The 22,581-nt window shown below is 64.9% G+C and carries 22 protein-coding genes and 1 pseudogene; 6 read left to right on the top strand and 17 right to left on the bottom strand.

Annotated elements, in window-relative coordinates:
- Positions 1 to 10: 10 nt before the first annotated feature.
- Entirely contained in the window at positions 11 to 469 is a 459-nt protein-coding gene (locus tag BBA01S_RS14125) for a carboxymuconolactone decarboxylase family protein (RefSeq protein WP_042297100.1), read from the bottom strand.
- A 75-nt stretch (positions 470 to 544) separates the two neighbouring features.
- Here BBA01S_RS14125 and BBA01S_RS14120 point away from each other — a divergent pair, with 75 nt between their 5' ends.
- On the top strand, positions 545 to 1,048 hold the full coding sequence (locus tag BBA01S_RS14120; protein ID WP_042297178.1) for a MarR family winged helix-turn-helix transcriptional regulator: 504 nt from the start codon (positions 545 to 547) through the stop codon (positions 1,046 to 1,048).
- A 13-nt stretch (positions 1,049 to 1,061) separates the two neighbouring features.
- On the opposite strand, the gene BBA01S_RS14115 is transcribed toward BBA01S_RS14120, so the two are convergent.
- From BBA01S_RS14115 to BBA01S_RS45150, 5 genes are all read right to left on the bottom strand, one after another.
- A complete protein-coding gene (locus BBA01S_RS14115; RefSeq protein WP_027817028.1) occupies positions 1,062 to 1,862 on the bottom strand; it encodes a CDP-diacylglycerol diphosphatase in 801 nt (266 codons plus the stop codon).
- Between the two features lie 120 nt (positions 1,863 to 1,982).
- Positions 1,983 to 3,125, bottom strand: a complete 1,143-nt coding sequence (locus BBA01S_RS14110; RefSeq protein ID WP_042297099.1) for a porin — start codon at positions 3,123 to 3,125, stop codon at positions 1,983 to 1,985.
- Positions 3,126 to 3,326: 201 nt separating this feature from the next.
- Positions 3,327 to 4,877, bottom strand: a complete 1,551-nt coding sequence (locus tag BBA01S_RS41200) for an APC family permease (protein WP_042297098.1) — start codon at positions 4,875 to 4,877, stop codon at positions 3,327 to 3,329.
- A gap of 283 nt (positions 4,878 to 5,160) precedes the next feature.
- Positions 5,161 to 6,570 (bottom strand): sigma-54 interaction domain-containing protein, encoded by a 1,410-nt coding sequence (locus BBA01S_RS41195; protein WP_052391748.1) that lies wholly within the window; start codon positions 6,568 to 6,570, stop codon positions 5,161 to 5,163.
- On the bottom strand, positions 6,567 to 7,733 hold the full coding sequence (locus BBA01S_RS45150) for a PAS domain-containing protein (protein WP_052391747.1): 1,167 nt from the start codon (positions 7,731 to 7,733) through the stop codon (positions 6,567 to 6,569). Before BBA01S_RS45150 ends, BBA01S_RS41195 begins: the two co-directional genes overlap by 4 nt.
- Positions 7,734 to 7,946: 213 nt before the next feature.
- Here BBA01S_RS45150 and BBA01S_RS14090 point away from each other — a divergent pair, with 213 nt between their 5' ends.
- From BBA01S_RS14090 to BBA01S_RS14075, 4 genes are read left to right on the top strand one after another with little or no spacing between them, the layout of a single operon-like run.
- A complete protein-coding gene (locus BBA01S_RS14090; RefSeq protein ID WP_027817026.1) occupies positions 7,947 to 8,558 on the top strand; it encodes a dimethylamine monooxygenase subunit DmmA family protein in 612 nt (203 codons plus the stop codon).
- On the top strand, positions 8,555 to 9,517 hold the full coding sequence (locus BBA01S_RS14085; protein ID WP_027817025.1) for a PDR/VanB family oxidoreductase: 963 nt from the start codon (positions 8,555 to 8,557) through the stop codon (positions 9,515 to 9,517). The genes BBA01S_RS14090 and BBA01S_RS14085 overlap by 4 nt, the downstream gene beginning before the upstream one ends.
- 8 nt (positions 9,518 to 9,525) lie before the next feature.
- Positions 9,526 to 10,569, top strand: coding sequence for a heme-dependent oxidative N-demethylase family protein (locus BBA01S_RS14080; RefSeq protein WP_027817024.1), 1,044 nt, complete (start codon positions 9,526 to 9,528; stop codon positions 10,567 to 10,569).
- A 45-nt stretch (positions 10,570 to 10,614) separates the two neighbouring features.
- The gene (locus tag BBA01S_RS14075; protein ID WP_042297095.1) at positions 10,615 to 12,057 is read left to right on the top strand and encodes a gamma-aminobutyraldehyde dehydrogenase; all 1,443 of its coding nucleotides are present in this window, start codon (positions 10,615 to 10,617) and stop codon (positions 12,055 to 12,057) included.
- Positions 12,058 to 12,136: 79 nt separating this feature from the next.
- Here the strand turns inward: BBA01S_RS14075 and BBA01S_RS14070 are convergent, their stop codons facing one another.
- The 3 genes from BBA01S_RS14070 to BBA01S_RS14060 are packed head-to-tail and all read right to left on the bottom strand — an operon-like array spanning position 12,137 to position 14,546.
- Positions 12,137 to 12,424, bottom strand: a complete 288-nt coding sequence (locus tag BBA01S_RS14070) for a DUF6587 family protein (protein ID WP_027817022.1) — start codon at positions 12,422 to 12,424, stop codon at positions 12,137 to 12,139.
- Complete coding sequence (gene feoB, locus BBA01S_RS14065) at positions 12,421 to 14,274, bottom strand: ferrous iron transporter B (protein WP_027817021.1); 1,854 nt, start codon at positions 14,272 to 14,274, stop codon at positions 12,421 to 12,423. The genes BBA01S_RS14070 and feoB overlap by 4 nt, the downstream gene beginning before the upstream one ends.
- A 5-nt stretch (positions 14,275 to 14,279) precedes the next feature.
- Positions 14,280 to 14,546 carry a FeoA family protein gene (locus BBA01S_RS14060; protein ID WP_027817020.1) on the bottom strand — a complete coding sequence of 89 codons (267 nt, stop codon included), beginning with the start codon at positions 14,544 to 14,546 and terminating at the stop codon, positions 14,280 to 14,282.
- A 391-nt stretch (positions 14,547 to 14,937) separates the two neighbouring features.
- On the opposite strand from BBA01S_RS14060, the gene BBA01S_RS14055 reads away from it, so the two are divergent.
- Entirely contained in the window at positions 14,938 to 15,216 is a 279-nt protein-coding gene (locus BBA01S_RS14055) for a hypothetical protein (RefSeq protein WP_156965941.1), read from the top strand.
- Positions 15,217 to 15,439: 223 nt separating this feature from the next.
- Here BBA01S_RS14055 and BBA01S_RS14050 read toward each other — a convergent pair whose 3' ends face one another.
- From BBA01S_RS14050 to BBA01S_RS14020, 8 genes and pseudogenes are all read right to left on the bottom strand, one after another.
- Positions 15,440 to 16,243 carry a transporter substrate-binding domain-containing protein gene (locus BBA01S_RS14050; RefSeq protein ID WP_027817018.1) on the bottom strand — a complete coding sequence of 268 codons (804 nt, stop codon included), beginning with the start codon at positions 16,241 to 16,243 and terminating at the stop codon, positions 15,440 to 15,442.
- 96 nt (positions 16,244 to 16,339) lie between these two features.
- Positions 16,340 to 17,794 carry an indoleacetamide hydrolase gene (iaaH, locus tag BBA01S_RS14045; protein ID WP_027817017.1) on the bottom strand — a complete coding sequence of 485 codons (1,455 nt, stop codon included), beginning with the start codon at positions 17,792 to 17,794 and terminating at the stop codon, positions 16,340 to 16,342.
- Between the two features lie 62 nt (positions 17,795 to 17,856).
- Positions 17,857 to 18,777 carry a hypothetical protein gene (locus BBA01S_RS14040; protein ID WP_042297091.1) on the bottom strand — a complete coding sequence of 307 codons (921 nt, stop codon included), beginning with the start codon at positions 18,775 to 18,777 and terminating at the stop codon, positions 17,857 to 17,859.
- Between the two features lie 84 nt (positions 18,778 to 18,861).
- Entirely contained in the window at positions 18,862 to 19,062 is a 201-nt protein-coding gene (locus BBA01S_RS14035) for a transcriptional regulator (protein WP_407668311.1), read from the bottom strand.
- Positions 19,060 to 19,149 (bottom strand): annotated as a pseudogene (locus BBA01S_RS48650) (transcriptional regulator); the annotation flags it as partial. The pseudogene BBA01S_RS48650 and the gene BBA01S_RS14035, both read right to left, overlap by 3 nt.
- A gap of 376 nt (positions 19,150 to 19,525) precedes the next feature.
- Positions 19,526 to 20,200, bottom strand: a complete 675-nt coding sequence (locus BBA01S_RS14030; RefSeq protein ID WP_027817014.1) for an NADPH-dependent FMN reductase — start codon at positions 20,198 to 20,200, stop codon at positions 19,526 to 19,528.
- 376 nt (positions 20,201 to 20,576) lie between these two features.
- Positions 20,577 to 21,062, bottom strand: a complete 486-nt coding sequence (locus BBA01S_RS14025; RefSeq protein ID WP_156965940.1) for a hypothetical protein — start codon at positions 21,060 to 21,062, stop codon at positions 20,577 to 20,579.
- Positions 21,063 to 21,326: 264 nt separating this feature from the next.
- A complete protein-coding gene (locus BBA01S_RS14020) occupies positions 21,327 to 22,580 on the bottom strand; it encodes a cyanate transporter (protein WP_027817012.1) in 1,254 nt (417 codons plus the stop codon).
- Position 22,581: the final 1 nt, after the last annotated feature.

Below are 22,581 nucleotides of genomic sequence, written 5' to 3'. Positions count from 1 at the left end.
GATTGCGTTTTCAGGCCTTGACTGGCGGCGCAAACTGCAACGCTACGCCAATACGATTCCATGCGTTGATATTGGCGATGGCCGTAGTCAGATACGCCATCTGCTCGCCGGGAAACTGCTCGGCGACTTTCCGGTAGAGCGCTTCGCTCACCCCTTCGTGCAACTTTTCCGTGAGCGCTTCTGTATAGGCCAGCGCGGTCTGTTCGCGTTCGCTGAAGAACGAACGCGCCTCGTGCCATGCCACGACCAGGTCGAGTTTCTCCTGCGCAATGGGCAGGCCGCGCGCGATATTCAGGTGGTATTGAATACAGAACGCGCAGCCGTTGATCTGCGAAGCGCGAATTTTCAGCAATTCGGTCAGTGATTTTTCAAGGCCCGATGCGTCCACGGCCTTGCTCATCGTTACGAGTCCCGCAACCACTTGCGGTGCGTCGTGCGAAAACGTTTCGTAGGAAATGCGGTGCGACATGACTAGACCTCGTGCCGGTTGGGAGATAATATCAGAGCACGAACATAATATTCGAACACTGATATCATGCGCAATATGACGAAGCGTATACAAAAGATCGGGACGCAAGGCGACCGCGTCAGCACGCCGGAGATTCCCGCGCCAGGCGAAGGCAAGCGTGGCGAGACGGGTTATATCGGCTATCTGCTGCGCCAGGCGGGAGCGGCGCAGCGCCTGCGCATGGAGCGCGCGCTCGACGATCTGGGCGTGACGCCGCCGCAGTTTGTTGTGTTGACGATGCTCGTGGCGTATCCCGGCGTGTCGGGCGCGGATCTCGCGCGGCTCGCGGCGCTCACGCCGCAGACCGTCAGCGTGATCGTCGCGAACCTCGCGCGCAATGCGCTGATCGAGCGCACGCCGCATCCCGTGCACGGGCGCATCCAGCAGATCGAGGTCACGCAGGCGGGGCAGGCGCTGCTCAAGCAGTGCCGCGCGCGCGTAAAGAAGCTTGAGGCGCAGATGCTCGAAGGGTTCAGCGCCAACGAGGAGCAGGTGATTCGCCGCTGGCTGGTGGCGCTTGCCCGCGAGGACGGCGCCTGAACCAGGCTGCGCGTTACGGTGCTTTCGCGAGTGCGCAGGCGTGATCGAGCAGGCCTTCGGCCGTGCCTGTGCCGCCGTCGATATCCTGGGCGCTGTTGACGACGAGCCAGCCGTCGCGCGCGGTATCTGTGCCCGCGCCGGTGACGAGGATCGTCTGCTTCGCCATCGACTGTTGCGGGTCGAGACCGCGTTCGACCACACGGAAGGGATTGTTGCTGTCGGTCAGGCCCGTCACGCGCGTGACGCGATAGCGCTTGCCATCGAGCGTGGCCCAGCGCCACGAACCTGGCGCATCGTGCCGATAAGGCGCAAGCGCATCGACGATATCGTTGCGCATGCAATCGACGTGGATGTGCAACTGGTTCTGCGAACGCTGCTGTGACGAGTTGATTTCGAGTCCGAGTTGCGTGGGGGCGAGCGTCGTCTTGAGCTTGTCGTCCACGTAGCGTCCCGCGGCCCATGCCCCGGCCCAGTATTCGGGCGAGCCGGCGTAGAGGATGTCCGGGCTTTCGATGCCGGACACGCGGTCGGTCGGGATCAGCAGATATTGCGCGCGGCCGTTGATGTCCTTGAGCACCGCGTAGCGTTTGTCGAAATCGACCTTGGTGCACGGCCCCGGCTGGCCTTTGTCGCGAGCATTCGGCACGCACTGTCCGCCGACGACTTCCCAGAGACCGTTTGAATCGAACGCCGAGAGCCGCACGCAGCCGGTGGCGGCGAGCGCAGCGATCAGCGATGCGCCCAGGGCGGCGCCAAGCGACGCAAGACGGCGGCGGGACGAAGGGGCGGCGGCAGCGTGACGGATTCGAGACATCGGCGCAGGAAGGACGAGTGAGGTGAGAACCGCGCGCCGTAGCGCGCGGGCTTGCCTTGCTGCCGGGGAGTGTAGCCGAAACTCCGTGACACTCGCATCGGAGCGTGCCGCCTGGGTCGACTAGAAGGCGTGGTTAATGCCCACGCGCGCGACGACCTGACTGGAACCGGACGCCAGTCCCGCCGAGCCCGGAATATAGGCGAAATCGAGTGCGCTGCCGGTATTGCCGCCCGATACCTTTTGATAGACCGTCTGCGCGTAAAGCGAGGTGCGCACCGACAACGCGTACTGTGCCATCAGCCCGAACTGGTTCCAGTGCAGCGACGCCTGGTTGCCGTTCTGCGCGAGCGTGGCGCGTGTATACGTGTACATGCCGCCGAGTATGAAGGCGGGCGTCACGTTGTAACGCGCATTCAGTTCGATGTTGTCGAAGCGCAGTCCGGCACCGGCAGCCAGGCCGAGATCGCCGGTGTAGATCGACTCGCGGGGTTCTTCGACGTTCGCATGCGTGTAGACGGCCGCTACGGTTGCATGGCCGATGCCATAACTCGCGCCCACGCCCCACGTTTTCTGGTTCGCGGCGGAAAAGCCGATGTCGTCGGCGGCGATTGCGCCCGAAGCGTTGCTGCCGGGCGCGCCAAGATCGGCGTACGCGGCGGAGACGGTAAGCGTTTGCCACGTGTAATTCAGGCCCGCGCTAAAGATGCGGTTCTGCGCGAAATCGCCGGCCTGGTTGCTGAATCCATAGAGCGCCGTGGCCGTCAGCCCGCCATATGCTGCACTTGTGAACTTGACCGCGTTGCTGGCGTGATACGTGGCGTCGGTGTTGTCGTTATCGAGCGGGTGCGAGAACAGGAAGCCTGCCCAGTTGCCATTGGCGGTGAGCAGCGCGACCGTATCGGCGATCGAATCGAATTGCCGGCCAAAAGTCAGCGTGCCGTACTGATCCGATTGCAGGCCCACGTAGGCCTGATAGCCGAACAGGCGGCCGTTGTAGCCCGCCTGGCCCGCGGGCAGATTGAAGCCGCTGTCGAGATCGAACACGGCATGCAGGCCTGCGCCCAGATCCTCGCTGCCTTTCAGGCCCCAACGGCTCACGGCGAGATCGCCGCTGGCCATTTGCCACGCGGCATGGCCGCCCGAGTTGGAGGTGTAGTTGATGCCGTCGTCCAGCACGCCGTAGAGCGTGACGCTGCTTTGCGCCAATGAGACTGTGCATACGCACATGAATGCCGTGGCGGCAAGAAAGTGTTTGCGTTGCATGATGGGTGTTGTAGTGAGTCGAGCGCGCGGGCTCAGGAACGGCAGAGCACGCCGTTGCCGTAAACAGTCCAGGCGAATACGCAGCCGTGGACGCACGCGCGCAGCGCGGCTTGAAGTCGTCGCATGGCGTTTCCTGTCGAATGGGGAAGGGCGGCGCGGCTGTCGTTATGGCCGCGCCGCTCGGGCGAAGCGTCGCCCCTGTCAGTTCTGCAACTGCGAGCGCGTGGCGCGCTGCGCGTCTTCCTGATCGAGCGCGGCGTGCGCGCGCGGGTTCTTCAGGTGCAACAAGTGTGCATCGCCGGCGGCAGCCGTGCCGCGCTCATAAGGACGACCGATGATCATGTACGCCAGGCCTGCGGCGAGCACGAGAGCCGTCGTGAAGATCATGCCGTAGTTGAGGTACCAGGGGTCGTCGGGCGAACGCGGCCACATCATATTGACGATCGCGGAAACGCCGTACGCGAAGGCCGCCAGATTCACGGGCCACGCCCACGCGCCCAGGCGGAACTTGCCCGCAGGCTTCCAGCCGCGTGCGCGTGCAATCAGCGCTGCGAGCACGATCGACTGGAACGCGATATAGATGCCCGCCGAGCCGAACACGATGATGGTCTTCACCGCATCGTCGAGGAAGATGCCGAGCAGGGCGACGAGCGCCGGGATGACGCCCGCGACGAACAGCGCGCGCGTGGGCACATGCGTCTTCGGCGAAAGCACGGCGAGATGGCGCGAAGCGAAGATCATCTCGTCGCGGCTATACGCGAAGATCAGGCGGCTCGTCGCGGCCTGCAGGCTCAACAGGCACGAGAAGAACGACACCAGCACCACCGCGATCACCGCGCGAAAGCCCCCTTCGCCCAGTGCATGACGCAGCGTGCTGGCGACCGGATCGGCGTCCTTGCCGCTGATTGCCGCTTGCGGATCGGGCAGCGCGAGTACGAGCGCGAGGCACACCAGCATCGCCGCCGCACCGCCGATGTAGATGGTCATGCGCATGGCCTTGGGAATCGCGCGGCCCGGATCGGGCGTTTCTTCCGCGACGTCGCCGCAAGCTTCGAAGCCGTAGTACGCGAACATCGCCGCCACGCTGGAAGCGAGGAAAGCCGGCAGATAGCTCGTGCCGTTACCCAGGTGCATCGTGTCGAACAGGAAGCTCAGATTGTGCAGGCGCGCGAAGAACAGCAGATACGCACCCACGGCCACCGCACCAATCAGTTCGCAGATGAAGCCGAACATCGCCACACGCGCAAGCAGGCGCGTGCCGCTCAGGTTGAGGATCGTTGTGACCGCAATCATCGCGACGGCCACGAGGATCTCCAGCGTGTGATTGGTCGGCAGTCCCAGCAACTGCACGAGATACGGCGCGCCGCCCACGGCGACGGCCGCGACGGTCGAAAAGAGCGCCCACAGATAGACCCATCCGGCCATCCACGCCCAGCGCTTGCCGACGAGGCGGCGCGCCCACGGATAAAGGCCGCCCGCGATCGGGAACTGCGAAACGATTTCGCCGAAAACGAGCGCCACCAGCAACTGCCCAAGGCCGACCAGCAGATATGTCCAGAACATTGGCGGCCCGCCCGCGGAAAACGCGAACTGAAACACCGTATAGACGCCCACCACCGGCGAGAGATACGTAAAGCCGAGCGAGAAATTCTCCCAAATGCTCATCGACCGGTCGAAATTCGACGTGTAGCCGAGCGCCTTTAACTGCGCGAGGTCGTCATCCTCGTGGGGAGCGGGATGTGGATGGTTCATTGTCTGTCCTCATGTCATTTCGTCGCGCGCCTGGCGCAAAGCGGCAGGGCGCGGCTCTTTATCACTCGATGCGCCGGAGCGCTCCGGGTCGCGAGGACGTGTAATGCAGGTTTCATACCAACGCGCGTATGACGCGGATAAAAGTCCGCAAAGCCTTGTGCAATATGACGCGGCGATTGGTTGCGGGCGCAAGGGTGCTGCGCGTCGGCAGCGTTTGATCGTGCGGTGATGAGTTTATGCAGCGCCCGCACGATATTCGTCTGCTGAATCAGGGCGGCTGAATTCAGGCTGCGTTAGCGAGTTTGCTTTTGCGCACGATGGTGGCGATATCGGTTTGCAGCATTTCGGCGGCTTTACGCTTGCTGCCGTAACGCGTGATGGCGTCCGCGATCAGGCCGCTTTCGAATTCGCGCACGAGGCTTTTAAGGCTTGCGCCTTCCAGACTCACTGGATGCGCGGGGCTCGCATTGGCTTGTGCCGCCGCGTCATTCAACGGTGCGCGCGCAAGTCCTACTTGACGCGGTAAATGCTTGATCTGCGCGACTTCATCGCAAACGACGGCCAGATATTCGACCAGGTTCTGCAACTCGCGCACATTGCCGGGAAAGCCATGGGCTTCGAGCAGCGGCCGGCATTCCGCCGCGAGCGCGAACGGCTTGCCGCGGCGCTCGCCTGCCAATGCCACGAAATAATCGAGCAGCGGCCCAATCAACATCTTCTGCTCCCGCAGCGGTGGCAGCGAAAGTGTGATGACGCTCAGGCGATAGTAGAGATCGCTGCGAAACTTGCCTTCGGCGACCAGTTGTTCGAGATCGCGATTGGTGGCGGCAATCACGCGAATATCGACGGTCTTCGGTTGCGTCGAACCGAGCCGGTGTACGCGTCCCGATTCGAGCACGACCAGCAACTTGGCCTGCAAGGCAAGCGGCATTTCGCCGATTTCGTCGAGAAACAGCGTGCCGCCGTCGGCTGCTTCGATCAGGCCCGCCTTGCCCTTGCTGAGCGCGCCTGTAAACGAGCCACGGTCGTAGCCGAACATTTCCGACTCAAATAGCGATTCGGGAATGCCCGCGCAACTGACGTGAATGAAATGGCCATGCCGGCGCGTCGAATTCGTATGCAACTGACGCGCAAGTTCGGTTTTGCCAACGCCTGATTCCCCCAGCAGGAGCACGCGGCTATTCATGTCGATGGCGCGCAGGCCGATGCGGTACGCCTCGTCCCAGAGCGCCGATGCGGCAAAGAGCGGGCGTTCCCCAGCATCGCGCGCAGGCGCGCTTTGCGCAGCCGACGGCGAACTGAGCTTGCGCTGGAAAAACAGATAACCGCACGGCAATCCCTGGCTATCGCGCAGCGGCCGCGCGGAAATCGACACCATGCGTTCGCCCGCGCGCACGGCAGTATCGGGCAGCCGTTGCGCGCCGCGCCACGCACTGCGCAGGGCCTCGCAACGCAGACACGATTCCTCGACGAAATCCTCGAACGTGCGCCCGATCCATTCGGTCTTGCGCAATTCGTTGAGGCTTTCCGCAGACGTATTCATATAGGTGACGACGCCGCCTGCATCCACGACGGTCACGCCTTCAGGGATCAGGTCGCAGATCGCCTCCCAGCGCGGATCGCCGAGAAAACTGGGGATATCGGCCGCGTTGAACGGGCGGCGCGCATCGAGCGGAGTCTGGGCGAATCTCACGAGCGGCCCCGGTGAAAGAGTGCCTGACGGCGGCGAGCGAGCGTACTCGCGACGGGCACGACGCTGATGACGAACAGCTCACTCAGTTCGTTGTCGACGGGGGCGATGCGCAGATTGCAGCCAATCACGAGACCCGACTGCAGATGAATTTCCGCATCGCCTTCGTGCGGCTCGCCATTGAACCAGCGGCGCTTGAGGGTCTCGTCGGTGAGTTCGACGCGCGTATCAAGCGCGGTGTCGAGTAACTCCGCCGCGCCTGCGCCCAGCAGCGCTTCGGCGGCGGGATTGACGCCCGTGATGCGCGCCTCGCGATCGACCACCACGACGGCCACGGGCAGTGCGGCCAGCACGCGATGCACGAGCTCGCCCTGGCGCACGATCTGTTCGTGTTCGCGGCGCAACTCGGTCACGTCGCGCAGCGTGCCCCACATGCGATGCAGGCGGCCCGATTCGATATGGCCACGCACGTTGTTTTCCACATAGGTTGCCGTGCCGTCGTGCTTCAAGTCGACGGTGAGGCTGCGCTCGACATTGAAATCGCTGCGCGCGAGCTGGCGCACGAACGATTCGTTCTGCGCATTACGCGGGAAATGCGCGGCCACTGGCTTGTCGCGCATGTCCTCGCCAGCAGGCAGTTCATAAAGCCTATGCAGCGCCGCGTTGCAGAAGATCCAGTGGCATTCGTTGACGAATACCTGGCGCACCACGTCGTCCTCGGTGCCGCGCAGATCGACGGGTTCGTCGAATTCGATGCCCCACATCGGCTCGCTGGACGTTTCGATGAAGCCGCGCAGCACTTCCGTATGGTCGATCAACGCGCTCATCAGCAATTCGGGGCGCGTGGTCTCGTAGACGAACAGGCGCGCACGCAGATGCTGGCGTGAGCTGAAGCCCACCATCTGCATGTCGATTGGCACGCTGCGTCCGTCGCGATCGAGCGCGACCAGCCGCACGGGCGGCTCGTAATCGTTGCTGTTGGCGCTGCGCACGGCATCCAGGCGCAAACGGATGCGCGCACAACTATCGGGGTCGAAGGGGATTTCGAGGGGGCAGCCGCGCCAGATGCGGCCGTAGCCCACCAGTCGCGCCGCCAGTTCGCTGTATTCGGCGACGGTGCCGTCCGGGGCGATCTCGAACGCGACGAACGGGAGTTCTCTCAACATGGGTACGGGAATGCGTGATGCAGAAAAAAAGAATGCTGCATATTTGCAGCGCCAAAAAAGCCCGGCAATCAGGGTTAACTACGGCAGACAGCCGGAAATAAGGGCTTTTCTCGTGCTGGCACGGATCTGGCTTTATGGATTGCAGCATCGTTGCACACACAACCGCCAACGCCAGTGCGGTGGCCGATGCAGCAACCGGAGGAGGCAAGAACCATGTTGATCACTGGGATCAAGAGCCGCCCGGTCTACGAGACGCTCACGCCGTTCGAACGCGGCACGGTGCACCTCGTGGTCGGGCAGGGCGGAGGCGGCGCGGCCATGCTGCGCCTGTTGCGCGAACTGAAAGAGGGCGGCACACCCGCTTCGCGCATTCGCGTGATGTATTCGACGCAGTCGTTCTCGGGCGCAAACCATCTCGCCGATCTGGAGCGTGAGTGTCCCGATGAAACCGGCGTATTCGTGAGCAACGCGGCGCTGGTCGACGGCCTGCGCAGCACGCTCGACGCCGCGCATATGGGCTTGCGCCTGTATCTCTCGGGTTCGGAGAGTTTTATCGGCAACAGCATGCAGGTGGCCTCCGAATTCAACCTCAATCGCGATGAAGTGAAGCGCGAGCACAACGGCACCTTCGTGCGCCGCGTGTGGTGCGTGCACTGCGACGCGCGCAACGAGGACGTCACGCGCCGCGTGTTCCGCTGTGGCGGCTGCGGTCTCGACCTGATCGTGCGCGATCACTACTCCACGCGCATGGCCGCGTTCATGGGCGTCAAGTTCGACGCCGAGCAGACCGGCGCCGCACAACCCGACGAGGAACTGGATACATGAGTACGCAGGCAGGCAGCATTGGAGTCGTGATTCGCGCGGTGGAGGATGTCACGCCGCTGATCCGCGTGTTTTCGCTCGAAGCCGAGGACGGTGCGCCGCTGCCCGGATTCTCCGGCGGCAGTCACGTGCTCACGCTCATTCCCAATGGCGAAATCGTCTATCGCAACGCGTATTCGCTGATGAGTTCGCCGTTCGATACGCGTCGCTATGAAATTGGCGTGCGTCGCCAGGAGAGCGGACGCGGCGGCTCGCGTCGCATGCACGAACTGAAGGTGGGCGACACGCTGCGGATCACGCCGCCCGTCAACAACTTCGCGCTCAACGCGCTCGCCCGCAAGCACATTCTGTTTGCAGGCGGCGTGGGCATTACGCCGTTTGTTTCGCAGTTGCAGGATCTTCAGCAGAGCAAGGTGCCGTTCGAATTGCACTACGGCGTGCGCGACGAAGCGCACGCGCGCATGACGCGTTTCCTGCCCGACCTGCCGAACGGCAACGTGAGCGTCTATCACGATGTGGCGGGCGAAACGATCGACTTTGCGCAGGTGCTGGGGGCGCAGCCGCTGGGCACGCACGTCTATGTGTGCGGCCCGCAGGCGATGATCGATGCGGTGCTGGCTGCGGCGCGCGACGCGGGCTGGGCAGACAGCCACGTGCACTACGAAAAGTTTGTCGAGCAGACGGGCGGCGTGCAGTTCGACGCGTATCTGCAACGCAGCGACGTGCATGTCACGGTCGCGCCCGAGATGAGCCTGCTCGAAGCCATCGAAGCCGCAGGTGTCGATATTCCCTATCTGTGCCGGGGCGGCGCGTGCGGCCACTGCGAAACCGGCGTGCTCGCACTCGACGGCGAAATCGAGCACCGCGACGACTGGCTCTCGCCGGAACAGCGCGCCTGTAACGACCGCATCATGCCGTGCGTGTCGCGCGCAAGCTGCCGCAAACTCGTTCTCGATCTCTAGGATTAGCCATGACCACCGCATTCAAACAGGAAGGCAGCTTCCGCCCGCCCTACGCATTTCGCAATAGCGAAGAGAGCATTCGCCGTTTTCCGTTTCCGTACTTCGAAGATGAGTACGCCTATTCGATGAATCTCGAACCGCACGTGCCGACCGGCGACGGCGTGCTGCGCGCGGCCTTCGATATCGACGAGCATTACCTCACGGAAATGCGTGAACGTGCGATCGCGCTCGAAAAGAACCCGGGCATGCATTACGCGTCGCTGCCGCACACAATGCAGGCGCAATGGGATTTGCTCGAACTGATTTTCGAATCGTATGCGCGCGATTATCCCGAGCACTTCACGCTGGTGCGCGAGGGTTCGCGCTGGACGTGGGAAAACCGCTTGATGGGCCTGCGCGATACCTTCACGTTCGGCGATCCGGCCACGCTGCCGTACGAGCCGATGGAATATGCGACGCGCCAGGCACAGGGCGAATGGATCGTCGTCGACGATCGCGACGACTCGCTCTATAAGTCGGCGGGCATGGCGACCGAGCGCGCCGATTATTCGCTGCGTTTCAATCTGGGCATGAGCTGGTCGGAATGGCACGGCCCCGTGCCGCTGATCCAGGAAACCGGCGTGCTCGATCGCGCGCTCAAGTTCCTCAAGCGTCTGCGCACGGGCCATCCGGTGCGTCGCCTGAACTGGACGCTCACGGTCAATCCGCGTCTGGAAACGTCGGCGGAAACGCTGCACGAATGGGCGCCCGACCGCATGACGGTGACGCCTGAGAACGTCGGCAGCAAGGTGCATATGCGCCTGGAACTGCAACCGCTGCATCGTCTGCCGCGCAGCAATGCGATCGTGTTCCCGGTGCGTACGTATTTCCTGAGCCTGGACGAACTCGTGACGATCCCGAAGTGGGCGCGCCGCACGCATCGCGTGCTCAAGTCGCTCAATCAGAACCTGATCGATTACAAGGGCTTTTCGCTTTATCACCAGACCATGGTGGATTTTCTCGCGCAATACGACGACGGCGCGCCGACCTCGCCGGGCAATGGCATTGACTGAACGTTCTCGACCCAAGCAGTCCACTCAACAGGAACAAGAGACACCATGACGAACAAACTGGAACTGCCGTCGCGTCTTCTGATCGACGGTCAACTGGTGACGGGCGAAGGCCCCGCTGACGCCGTCTACAACGCCGCTACGGGCCTGCCGTTGTGCGAGATCGCCGAAGCATCGGCGGCGCAGGTCGAGCAGGCCGTTGCCGCCGCGCACGCTGCGTTTCCCGCCTGGGCGGCGACCACGCCGCGCGAGCGCGCCGAGGCGCTGATCGAACTCGCAAGCCGCATCGAGCGTAACGCCGAGCGCTTCGCCAACCTCGAATCGCTCAATTGCGGCAAGCCGTATCACGCCGTGCTCAACGACGAAATTCCCGCGATTGCCGACGTGTTGCGCTATTTCGCGGGCGCGGCGCGCACGCAGCATGGGCTGGCGGCAGGCGAGTATCTCGCGGGCCATACGAGCATGATTCGCCGCGATCCGCTGGGCGCGGTTGCAGGTATCGCGCCCTGGAACTATCCGCTGATGATGGCGGCATGGAAAATCGGCCCCGCGCTTGCGGCGGGCAATACCGTCGTGCTCAAGAGTTCGGAACTCACGCCGCTGACGGCGCTGTTGCTGGCCGAAGCCGCGGTCGACCTGTTTCCGCGCGGCGTGCTCAACATCGTCACGGGGCGCGGCGAAAGCGTGGGCGCGCCGCTCTCCGCGCATCGCCATATCCGTCTCGTCTCGATCACGGGCGATGTCGGCACCGGCCAGAAAATCATGCAGAGCGCCGCGCAGACCGTGAAGCGCACGCACCTCGAACTGGGCGGCAAGGCGCCCGTGATCGTGCTCGCCGATGCAGATATCGCCGCGGTGGTCGAAGGCATTCGCACGTTCGGCTTCTACAACGCCGGGCAGGACTGCACGGCGGCATGCCGCATTTACGCCGATCAGAAGGTGTACGAACGACTGGTTGCGGATCTTGCGTCGGCGGTGAAGACCATCAAGCTGGGGGAGCAGCGCGACGATGGCGTGGAGATGGGGCCGCTTATTTCCGCGCGCCAGCGCGAGCGCGTGGCGGGCTTTGTCGACCGCGCGCGCGACAACGCCCATATCGAAGTGGTGGCGGGCGGTCGCGCCTGGGGCGAGCGCGGCTACTTCTATGAGCCGACCGTGATTGCCGGTGCGCGCCAAACCGACGAGATCGTGCAGCGTGAAGTGTTCGGCCCGGTCGTGTCGATCACGCCGGTGCGCGACGCCGCGCAGGCGCTCGAATTCGCCAACGACTCGGAATATGGTCTCGCGAGTTCGGTGTGGACGAAGGACGTGGGCACGGCGATGCAGTTCACTTCGCGTCTGCAATATGGCTGCACGTGGGTCAATACGCACTTCATGCTCGTAAGCGAAATGCCGCACGGCGGCTTCAAGCGTTCGGGCTATGGCAAGGATATGTCGGCGTATGCGCTGGAGGATTACACCGTGGCGCGCCACGTGATGATTCGCCACTAGGCGCACGGCACAGCACATAGCGAAACGGCCCGCTGGATTGCTCCAGCGGGCCTTTTTTTATTGGGTGTGCGCGCAACGATTACTTGCGGGGCGGATGAAATGTCACCGTCTTTTGCGCGGGCGTGTCCGATGGCCCGCAGGTGCCGCACGTGCCGCAGCCGTCGCCGCAATCGCCCGTCGCGCCTTTGGGCTGGATCCATCGGCCCACACGTTGCGCCAATGCGCCGCGCTGGCGCAACAGCGGTGCGGCCGCGCCGGCTTGCACGCGTGAAGTTGTCTTCGGCGCGAGCTTGCGCAGCGCAGTCCAGCAACTCACCGCGACGAGCAGCGCGATCACAACGTATTGCAGCAGCAGGTTCGTGCTCACAGGAAGTGCCTCGCGATCTGGTAGGTGGCGAACGAAGCCGCATAGGCGACCACGAACATATAGCCGAACGAAACCACGACCGCGCGCCACGAACGCGTCTCACGGCGGATCACGGCGAGCGTCGACATGCATTGCGGCGCGAACGCGAACCACACCATCAGCGACAGCGCGCTTGCCACCGAGAAGTTCTGCGCCAGCGTATGGCCGAGCGCGGCGACGTCGCTGTCGCCGCCCGCCACGGCATAGACGGTCGCGAGCGCGGCCACGGCGGTTTCGCGCGCGGCGAACGCGGGAATCAGTGCGAGACTCATCTGCCAGTTGAAGCCGAGCGGCGCGAATGGCCATTGCAGCGCGCGGCCCAGGTATCCCGCGATCGTGTAATCGATGGCGGGCCCGGTCGCGCCCGCGGGCGGCGAGGGGAACGTCGAGACGAACCACATGATCACAGTGAGCGCGAGGATGATGCCGGTCAGGCGCTTGAGGAAGATCGTGCAGCGCTCCCACAGGCCGATCGCCACGTCGCGCGCACGCGGGACGCGATACGACGGCAGTTCCATCAGCAGCGCGTGTTCGGTGCGGTCGCGGCGCAGGTGCTTCATGACCCAGCCCACCGCCATCGCGCCCGCAATGCCCGCCACATACAGCGCGAACAGCACCAGCCCTTGCAGGTTGAACAGGCCGAACACCATGCGATGCGGAATGAACGCGCTAATCAGCAGCGCGTATACGGGTAGGCGCGCGGAGCAGGTCATCAGCGGCGCGACGAGGATCGTCGCCAGACGGTCGCGCGGATCGGCGATGCTGCGCGTGCCCATCACGCCCGGAATCGCGCAGGCGAAGCTGGAGAGCAGCGGAATGAACGAGCGCCCCGTGAGGCCGACCGACACCATCATGCGGTCGAGCAGGAAGGCCGCGCGCGGCAGATAACCCGACTCCTCCAGCACGAGGATGAAGAAGAACAGCACGAGAATTTCGGGCAGAAAGCCGAGCACGGTGCCGAGGCCCGTGAGCAGGCCGTCGGTCAGCAGGCTGCGCAGCGGCCCATCGGGCAGCCATGCGCCCGCGATGCCGCCAAGCCAGTCGAAGCCGTCGCCGATCGAATCGGTCAGCGGCTTGCCGAGCGAATACACCGCCTGGAACACGAGGAACATCACCACGGCCAGGATCAGCGGGCCGAGCACCGGATGCAGCGCGACGCTGTCGATGGCGTCGTCGCGGGCGTCGGTGGCGCGCGGCATGGTGACGGCATCGGCGAGGATGGCGCGTACGGCGGCGTGCAGGTCGCTGCCTGCATCGATAGCGCTGGTGTCGGCGTCAGGCGCCAGCGCGCGATTCGTATCCACGCTGTCGATCAGGTTGATCAGCGGCTGTGCGCCGTTGCGCTGTACGGCCACCGTTTCGACCACGGGCATGCCGAGCGCGCGTGCGAGCTTCGGCACATCGACGGTCATGCCGCGACGCTTCGCGGCGTCCATCATGTTGAGCGCGAGCACGACGGGGCGGCCCATGCGTTTGACTTCGAGCACGAAGCGCAGATGCAGGCGCAGATTCGTCGCATCGGCGACGCAGACCACCAGATCGGGGATCGCTTCGCCGGGATAGCGGCCCATCAGCACGTCATGCGTGACGCGCTCGTCAGGGCTGGCCGAATCGAAACTGTAGGCGCCCGGCAAGTCGAGCAACTGGATCTTGCGGCCCGACGGCGTGGAAAAGCGGCCCTCCTTGCGCTCGACGGTCACGCCCGCGTAGTTCGCCACCTTCTGGCGCGCGCCGGTGAGCAGATTGAAGAGCGCGGTCTTGCCGCAATTGGGATTGCCGACGAGGGCGATGCGCAGCGGCGTCATATTCATGCCGTTCATGCCCTTGCCCCCGATGCGTGCGCTGCTTCTTCGAGACTCACGCTCACGCGCTCCGCTTCTGCGCGGCGCAGTGCAAAACGGGTCGAGCCGATCTGCACGAGCAGCGGGTCGGCGCTCCACGGCGCGCGGGCGACGATGCGCACCGGCTCGCCGGGCACGAAGCCCAGGTCGCGCAGGCGTTGTGCGATGGGATCGCGTGCAGAGGCGTCTTCGACGCGCTCGACAAGGGCCGTGGCGCCCTTGGTCAGGTCAGTCAGCCGCATGGGGAATCTTTGTTTTATGAAATGAGAACTGTTCTCATTGTAGCGGCGGGGCGCGGGACATGGGGTTCAAACGGGCGCGCGCACCTTGATTCGGCGGTGCGGGACGAGGGAATAGAACGCCTGCAAAGCGCTTTGGCGGGTTGGGGTGTGCGGTTTTGTCGCGGTGCTGGGGGCGCTATTTACCCGCTCCCGCTTTGTGACGGCTGCCGATGACAAGCCGTTTAATTGCGGTTAGCGCAAGCGAGGCCCGCGAAGACCGGGCCCAATCGATAGTGCGGCCAGCGCGACGGTCAATTCGCGCGATGGCCTTGATGCGTTTTCGACGGCGACTTCAACTGTGGTAACCGGAGCGCCGCGCATCGAATACCGAGCCGCTGTCCTCGCGCTGACCGTGCTGATCGTGCTGCTCGTGGGCATCGTGACGACGCGCATCGCGCCAATGCGCGGCGCGCTCGCGATCGTGACGGTCGTCGCGATGCGTCTGCGCCTGTTGCTCGCCACGGTTCCCGTGGCCGTCATCGCGATGGTCTACTTGATGATCCCATTGCTGGCCCTGCGCGTGCGGCACCCACTGCGCGGGGGCACCGTTGTCGCGCGAGCCGAAGTCGTCCGCGTGCGCTGCCATCGAAGCGAGTGTGAGCGCGCAAGCCACACAGCCCAAAACACCTGAAATTCGCATGATTTTCCCTTATTTGTCCGGTTGGTCTGGGGCGCATTGCCGGGCAGACACTCGGGCTAACGGGTGCGAACGATGGGCGTTGACGAGCTTTGCGGCGCTCTGACGATCGTTGACGAAGATCCTTCAAGACCTTCTGCGAAGCCGACAGCGCCTGTCTCACTGCGTATCAGGCGCTGTCGGTCAAACGTGCGCAGGCGGTAACGTATCAGCCGGCTTATTGCGCGACCGGCACCGTCACGTCGCTGCCGAACCAGTGCATCGAAATCTTCTTGAGCGTGCCGTCCTGTTTCAGCGACGTGAGCGCATCGTTGATCGCCTTCTCGAACTTCGGATTGCCCTTGCGGAACGGAATGCCCATTTCCTGGTTCGCGCCCTTGAGCACCGCGCCCGGACGCAGCGGCAGATGCGAGGTCTTGATCATGTACGGCAGCATCAGGCGGTCGTCGATGGTGGCGTCGATGCGCTTCGCGGCCAGGTCGCGCAATTTTTCGGGCGCGCCCGGATAGGTCTGCACGTTGATGCCCGGCACGGCGCGCGCCATCGAATCGTAATTCGTGCCCAGAGTCACGCCAATCTTCTGTTCGCCCTTGAACTGGTCGAGCGAGGTGAATTCGCGTTTATCGTCGGCGCGCTGGATCAGTTGCGCGGCCGAATACGTGTAAGGCTGGCTGAAATCGAGCGCCTGCTGACGCTGCGGCGTAATGGTCACCTGGTTGACGATCACGTCGAACTTGCCGGCCTGCAGCGCCGCGATAATGCCGCTCCATTCGGTGGGAATGAATTCGGGCTTCACGCCGAGCTTCGCGGCCACCGCCTTCGCGACATCGACGTCGAAGCCTTCGAGTTCGCCCGAGCTGTTGCGCGAGTCGAACGGCGGATAAGTGCCCTCAAGGCCGATCTTGAGCACGCCCGCCTGCTTCACGCTGTCGAGCAGGTCTTCGGCATGAGCGGCCACGGCAGTGAAGCCGAGGGAAGTGAGCGCGATGGCGCCTGCGAGAAAGAGCTTCGATACCTTCATCACTTGTCTCCTGATTGTTGGTGTGGGGACTGCGGTGTGACTGTGCGGCGACCTGCGAAGCGTAGTTGATTCGGTATCCTGTGTTATTGCGTAGGGTCAGATTGCCGGCGCGGGAAGCGGGCCGAGAATCTCCTCGAAGGCGAGGCCAATGGCAAGCAGCCGACGGTCGCTGCCCGAGGGGCCGTCGAGTTCGAGCCCGACCGGCAGGCCCGCTTCGGTAAGTCCTGCGGGCAGTGCGAGGCCGGGAATGCCGGCGTTGCTCGCGGGATCGGTGTTGCGCAAATAGGCTTCGAGTTCGTCGATGGGCGCGCTGCCGTCGATCGATACGCTCGACGAGCCGTTCAGGTCGTCGATGGGCACGGCGGCCAGGCGCGTGGTCGGGAACAGCAGCGCGTCGAGCCCATTGGCGGCGAAAGTCTGCGCGTAAAGCTGTTGCAGGCGCGGGCGCCATACCGTCATCGCGGTTTGATAGTCGCCGCCGCGCGTGTCGGCAAGGATCGCGTCGTAGGCCGCGCGCACGTCCGGGCTCGCGATGCGTGCGGCGACGTCCGCGACCGTCTGCACCGGCGTCTGGTTGGCGCTAAGCCACGCCTGCAGATCGTCGATCGGTTCATGCAGCGCAATGGCCATGCTCACGCGATCGTTGAGCGTGAAGATGTCGCTCATTTCCACCGGCACGAACGTCACGCCCGCCGCCGCGAGTTTCGCGAGTGCGGCGCGCGCGACGTCCTCGGTGGCGGCTTCGAGTTCCGACCAGAACGGCGCGGGCAGGCCCACGCGCAGGTTCGCGATGGGCGCCTTGGCAAGCGGGCCCATTCCGGTGATGACGCCGTCGAGCAGCGCGACATCGGCGACGGTGCGTCCCATCGGCCCGACCGTATCGCGCGTGTGGCTGATCGGCACGACGGCGTGCGGATCGTGATAACGACGCTGGGTGCCGCCGTCGCCGACACTCGGGCGCAAGCCCACGATGCCGCACAGCGCAGCGGGAATGCGCGTGGAGCCGCCGGTATCGGTGCCCAGTCCCGAGGGCACGATGCGCGCCGCGATGGCGGCCGCCGTACCGCCCGACGATCCGCCGGGAATTCGTTCGGGATCCCAGGGATTGCGTATTGGGCCCGCATGCGGCGCGAGGTTCGTGCTGGTAATGCCGAACGCCAGTTCGTGCATATTGGCCTTGCCGAGCACGATGGCGCCCGCATCCACGAGCCGCTGCACCGAAGGCGCATGGCGGGCGGCGACGAAGCCTTCAAGCGCGGGCGTGCCCGCGGAGGTAGGCAGCACGCGCGTGTTGATGTTGTCCTTCACGACCACGGGCAGGCCCGCAAGCGGCAGGTGTGCGCGTTCGTTCGCGCCAAGCGCATCGATGCGTCGTGCCGCCGCGAGCGCGCCTTCCACGTCGAGGGCGGTGAGCGCGTTGAGATTCGCGAGCGCCTCGGCGCGCGCGATCAGGGTGGCGACGTAATCGGCGGCTTTGAGCTGTCCTGCGCGAATCGCCTCGACGGCTTGCGTCGAGGTCAGTGCCAGCTGCTGGTCGACAGTCCATGTCATGCAGTCTTCTCCTCGTACAGCCTGGATTCGATAGTTTTCGCGCCGGGCACGGCCTGAGGCGCTTATTTTTTCATGAAGCGCAGCGCCAGACGCGCGAGCGCCGGTACCACGGCCGGGCGCAGCAGGCGCGGATCGTAGCCGCTCATGCGTTGCTGGTCTTCTTGCAGGCAGAGCTCGATCATCTCACGCGGCTTGAGCGAATCGCCCAGCACTTCGCGATTGGCGGGCAGAAAATTCGAGTCCTGTACCGCGCCGTTGGCATCGATGCCGCGCGCGATCGCCACGCGATCCCACACGAGTTTGATCCAGATTGCGCCGACGCGCAGCGAGTGCCACGGACGACGCCACCACGGCAGGTTCTTGCGATACCACGCCACCCAGTTCACGAAGAACAGGATATGGCGCGCTTCTTCCTGGATCACGGGTTCGAAGGTCTCGACGAGTTCGGCGGGAAAGAAGCCCGAGCGCTGCGCGGAGCGGAACAGGCCGAACGCGAAGAAGCTGTCGATGCACTCGCTGTAGCCCGTGAACATCCACGCCCATTCGGGGTCTCTGGGCGGCGGGTAGCTGGGTTCGGGCGCGAGTTCGATGCCGTAGGCCTGCACGAGATGCGAGAGCACGACCTTGTGGCGCGCTTCTTCGTCGCCGTCCATTTCGATGGCTTCGCGCAGCAGCGGGTCGCGGACAGTTTTTGCGTAGGTTTTCACGCGGATCGACGCGCGGCCTTCGGTCTGCACGGCGATGTCCCAGATCGGCAGCGAAGTCAGCCGGCGCAGGGCGTCGGGTTCGAGCTTCGGCCAGTCGAGCACGGCGGGACGGTACGGATCGTGGGTGTCGAGCAACATCCGGCTGAACATCGTGCGATGTTCGTCCGATCCGATCCTGATGGCCCCTGGCGTGGCGTGAGTCCAGTGACGCAGCGCGGCGTCCTGGTCGGCGAGGGCGGTGGCGCCGTCGTCGATTGGCGTCAGGGTTTCGGACATGGAACGTAAAGGATGACGGAAATGTGACTCCTATTCTGTCATATCTGTAAGAAATACCGCGCGCTCACGGGCACACGCGAACGCTCAGGCGCAGCGGCGCTGCTCGTCGATCCACATGCGCGCCCAGCGGCACGCGTAGGCGAGCGCGTGGCGTTCATCGAAGAAATAATCGAGGGCGTCGAACGAAACAATCTTCTGGCTCGGGCGCGACGCGTTCGACGCATTCGGCGTCTGTGTGCTGGATTGAATGCCCAGTTGCGTACCGGGCGTGCCCAGCGTGCCAATCGTCAGATTGGCGGCGTACAGCCCGTTGGGCAATGCCTGCGCGCTGGGCGCGACTTCGTAGCCTTTGTATCGGATGGTGGCCTTCATGGCTTCCAGCTCCTGCTGATGCGTCCTGCCCGTGTGCGTCGTGTTGCGCATGTGTACCTCGCCTGTGCGTTTGCCAGTACGAACCCAGCGTAGGGGCTGCCATGCGCAAGGGGAACCAATCATTCGTCGCAAGCAAATCACGGGCGGACTGGAACGGTCAGCAGAATGATCGCGAAGAGGCGAGCTGGTGTGCCCGGTTCCAATGTCGATCGCGCAAAAAGCGGCGTCTGTGGGATAGCTGACGCAAGCCGCGCCCCCTCTGTGCGCTGGCGCGCGCAAGGCGGGGTGTCCGGCGGGCTTTGAGGCAGGAAAAGGGCGGAAAAAAGCAGGAGAAAAAACGAGGCGCACGGTGCGCCTCGTTGTTAGCGCGCGCGTGTCAGACCGCGACGCTCAAACGGTCTTCGTTACGCGCCGAAGCCGTGCTTGCGGCGAGCGTATGTGCCGCTTGAGGCGCGTGCGTTGCGCGCTGCGTATTGAACGCGAGCGCGAATTGCGCGGCCTGCTGGCCGACCGTGGACAGCTGGTCGACGACCTTGGGATCCGAGCACTGATGCGCGCTTTCGAAGCGCGTTTCCAGCGTGTTGATGCCCGCGCCGAACGGCGTCGGCCAGCCGCGCAGCGCGTGCACGATCGAGCGCAGCGAAGTCAGCACGGAACCGGCGGCCTGCCAGCCATAGGCCGTCACGATGCAGCCGACGGCGCGGCCGTCGAGATAGGGGCGCTCATCGGCGCGCAGTTCCTCCAGCGTGTCGAGCGCGTTCTTCACGAGGCCGGACACGCCGCCGTGATAGCCGGGCGTCGCGATGATGACGGCGTCGGCGGCGCGTACGGCTTCGATCAGTTCGAGCTGGGCGTCGGTGCGCGTGGCGGCTTCGGGCGCGTAGTGGGGCAGGCTATGCAGGAAAGTGCCGCCGAACAGTTGCGTGCGTGCGCCGGCCTGCTCCGCGCCGCGCAGCGCAAAGGCGAGCGCGCGTTCGGTGGAGGACGCTTCGCGCGTCGTGCCGCCGATGCCGACGACGAGCGGACGGTGTCTGGAATCGGAAATGCTCAAGGGGTGCTCCTCGGGTAAGCGGTGGGGCCCATCGATGTGCCGAACCTGCGCGGCAACGCGTGATTCGACGGCGGGCCGGCGCAAAGAATGCGTTCACGTCGGAACTGCCATCTTAGTGACCGCGTGTTGCCGCGCGAAACGACTTTTTGTTCTAACCATATGCGCGGGAGACGGGTTCGGCTGTGTGCGCCCCGCGCCATATGCATAGCTGAAAGCATTGGTTGGGCTGGCGCGCGGCCATCGTTACGATGGAATCGTCTCCTCCATGAGCATCTCCTTGACATGGGATTCGGCCCCGCACCGTAAGGTGGCGGGGCCGCTTTTTTTTCCGGGGACGATTTCGACGGGCTGGCCCGTCAGGCTGGCGCGGCCGAGCTTATTGCGCGCGGGCGGCCGCTGCTATGGGAACGTTCGGCAGAGCTTTAAGCGAGGGAACCAGCGGGCTGTGCTGGCGGCGCGCCGGGACGGCGTAGCCCACTTGCAGGACGTTGCCGTCCGGGCCGATCTGCGGCGGGATTTCGGGTAGGCCGTCGCTCTTCGACTTGACGCCTGGCGTCGCCATGCCGGGCGTCGCCACGCCTTGCGCGGCGCCCTGGCCGGCCGCGCCGCTGGGTGTCATCGGCAGCGTGGGCGCCGGTGCGCGCATCGCCGGTTCGGCGATCTTGCGCGTGTCCGGACGCTCGACGCTGGCGAGTTTCTTCTTCGTGTGGTGTGCGTGCGCCTTCCTGTCGGACGAGGGGGAAACCGGATGCGCGCCAGGCGTGCGCGCCTCGGGCGGGTTCCAGATCTCGGTGTAGTGTTCCCCAGCGAGCGCGGTGGATGCGAGGACGCACAGCATCGTCCCCGCCAAGATGAATCGCACGTCGTGATCTCCGTTTTGATGAACAGGCCCGCCTTGCCTTTGCCGGGTGCGCTGGCCGCGCATGGTGCACAGGGCGCGCCCGCAGGCGGCGAAGCCCGGTACGGCAACCGGGCTGCACGCACTGTACATTCGTACAGCGGTGAATGCAAACGTTTGGGGCCCGTGGCGCGCGCGAGTGTTGCGCGCACGCGGCGTCCCTCGATTGACATGGACGTGTGCGTGCCAGGCTGGGCGCGGAGTGCGGAGATCGAAAACGGCGACCGATCAGGCGTCGAGCGCGGCGGCGCCGTGCAGGCCGAGCCATCGTACGTAGCTGCGCGGCGAAAAGGCCAGCGTCAGCACGATCATCGCCGAGATCGAGACGGCCAGCATGATCCACGCTGCCGTGAAGCCGCCGGTGAGGTCGCGCACGCGCCCGGCGACGACCGGGGCGAGCGCCGCGATCACGAAGCCCAGCCCTTGCACGAATGCGACGAGCCGCGCCGCGATGCGATGGTCGCCCGAATGATCGAGCGCGGTCACCAGCGTGACCGAGAACGTGCCGCCCAGGCCCGCACCCGCCGCCGCGACCCACAGCAGCGGCGCGGCCTCGGGCCACGCCGCGAGGCCCACGACGCCGACCCATTGCAGGCACAGCCCGCCGATCAGCCACGGGCGGCGATCCGTGAAGCGGGCGGCCGCGAGCGGCAGCAACAGGGCGCAGGCGGCCTGAAAGACCGTCATGGCGGCGAGCAGCGAGCCGCTTGCCGTGACGCTCGCGCCATGCTGCTGGTAGTACGCGGGCAACCAGGCCACGAGACTCGTATAGCCGCCGTTGACCAGGCCGAAGTGCAGGCCGAGCGTCCACGCGCGGCGCTTCTTCCAGACCGGCACTGCGGCATGGTGGGCGTTGCCTTGCGCCGCCACCGGGTTGCCCGATGCCTTCGCGCCGCCGTAGTTCAGCCAGCTCCACAACACCAGCGCGAGCAGCGCGGGCACGCTCCAGACGGCCAGCGCGAGATGCCACGAGCCGGCGAGGCGTGCCGCGAGCGGGCTCAGGCTCGCGCCCAGGCCGCCGCCGCCCATGATCGACGCCGAAAACAGCCCCATCGCCAGCGGCACGCGATGCGCGAAACGCTGCTTCATCACGGCGGGCAGCAGCGCCTGAATGGCCGCGACGCCCGCGCCCGCCGCCGTGGCGGTGAGCATGAGTGCGCCGCCCGTCGCGGCGAAAGCGCGCGCGCCGCAGGCCGCAGCAATCGCGATCAGGCCGAGCGCCACGCCGCGCGTCTCGCCGAGCCGGCGTGCCAGCAGGCCGGTGCCGAACGCGCCCAGCCCCATCGCCACCACGGGCAGGCTGGTCAGCAGCGACGCGCCGTAGAACGACAGGCCGGTTGCTTCGCGGATCGTCGTCATGAGCGGGCTGATCGACGTGAGCAACGGCCGCAGGTTCAGGCCGATGGCGACGATCGTGGCGTACCAGACGATAGCGCTGGCGTCCGCCGCCTGGGCACGCGCGGGGTCGGATGAAGTAGTCATT

The sequence above is a fragment of the Paraburkholderia bannensis NBRC 103871 genome (genome assembly GCF_000685015.1).
GTDB classification, from domain to species: domain Bacteria; phylum Pseudomonadota; class Gammaproteobacteria; order Burkholderiales; family Burkholderiaceae; genus Paraburkholderia; species Paraburkholderia bannensis.
This window is presented reverse-complemented; position numbering and strand designations above follow the sequence as displayed.

Excerpts from the sequence above, each read along its gene's own strand:
- BBA01S_RS14125 (WP_042297100.1), bottom strand. The coding sequence starts at position 469 with ATGTCGCACCGCATTTCCTACGAAACGTTTTCGCACGACGCACCGCAA.
- BBA01S_RS14120 (WP_042297178.1), top strand. The coding sequence starts at position 545 with ATGACGAAGCGTATACAAAAGATCGGGACGCAAGGCGACCGCGTCAGC.
- BBA01S_RS14115 (WP_027817028.1), bottom strand. The coding sequence starts at position 1,862 with ATGTCTCGAATCCGTCACGCTGCCGCCGCCCCTTCGTCCCGCCGCCGT.
- BBA01S_RS14110 (WP_042297099.1), bottom strand. The coding sequence starts at position 3,125 with ATGCAACGCAAACACTTTCTTGCCGCCACGGCATTCATGTGCGTATGC.
- BBA01S_RS41200 (WP_042297098.1), bottom strand. The coding sequence starts at position 4,877 with ATGAACCATCCACATCCCGCTCCCCACGAGGATGACGACCTCGCGCAG.
- BBA01S_RS45150 (WP_052391747.1), bottom strand. The coding sequence starts at position 7,733 with ATGTTGAGAGAACTCCCGTTCGTCGCGTTCGAGATCGCCCCGGACGGC.
- BBA01S_RS14090 (WP_027817026.1), top strand. The coding sequence starts at position 7,947 with ATGTTGATCACTGGGATCAAGAGCCGCCCGGTCTACGAGACGCTCACG.
- BBA01S_RS14085 (WP_027817025.1), top strand. The coding sequence starts at position 8,555 with ATGAGTACGCAGGCAGGCAGCATTGGAGTCGTGATTCGCGCGGTGGAG.
- BBA01S_RS14080 (WP_027817024.1), top strand. The coding sequence starts at position 9,526 with ATGACCACCGCATTCAAACAGGAAGGCAGCTTCCGCCCGCCCTACGCA.
- BBA01S_RS14075 (WP_042297095.1), top strand. The coding sequence starts at position 10,615 with ATGACGAACAAACTGGAACTGCCGTCGCGTCTTCTGATCGACGGTCAA.
- feoB (WP_027817021.1), bottom strand. The coding sequence starts at position 14,274 with ATGAATATGACGCCGCTGCGCATCGCCCTCGTCGGCAATCCCAATTGC.
- BBA01S_RS14060 (WP_027817020.1), bottom strand. The coding sequence starts at position 14,546 with ATGCGGCTGACTGACCTGACCAAGGGCGCCACGGCCCTTGTCGAGCGC.
- BBA01S_RS14050 (WP_027817018.1), bottom strand. The coding sequence starts at position 16,243 with ATGAAGGTATCGAAGCTCTTTCTCGCAGGCGCCATCGCGCTCACTTCC.
- iaaH (WP_027817017.1), bottom strand. The coding sequence starts at position 17,794 with ATGACATGGACTGTCGACCAGCAGCTGGCACTGACCTCGACGCAAGCC.
- BBA01S_RS14040 (WP_042297091.1), bottom strand. The coding sequence starts at position 18,777 with ATGTCCGAAACCCTGACGCCAATCGACGACGGCGCCACCGCCCTCGCC.
- BBA01S_RS14020 (WP_027817012.1), bottom strand. The coding sequence starts at position 22,580 with ATGACTACTTCATCCGACCCCGCGCGTGCCCAGGCGGCGGACGCCAGC.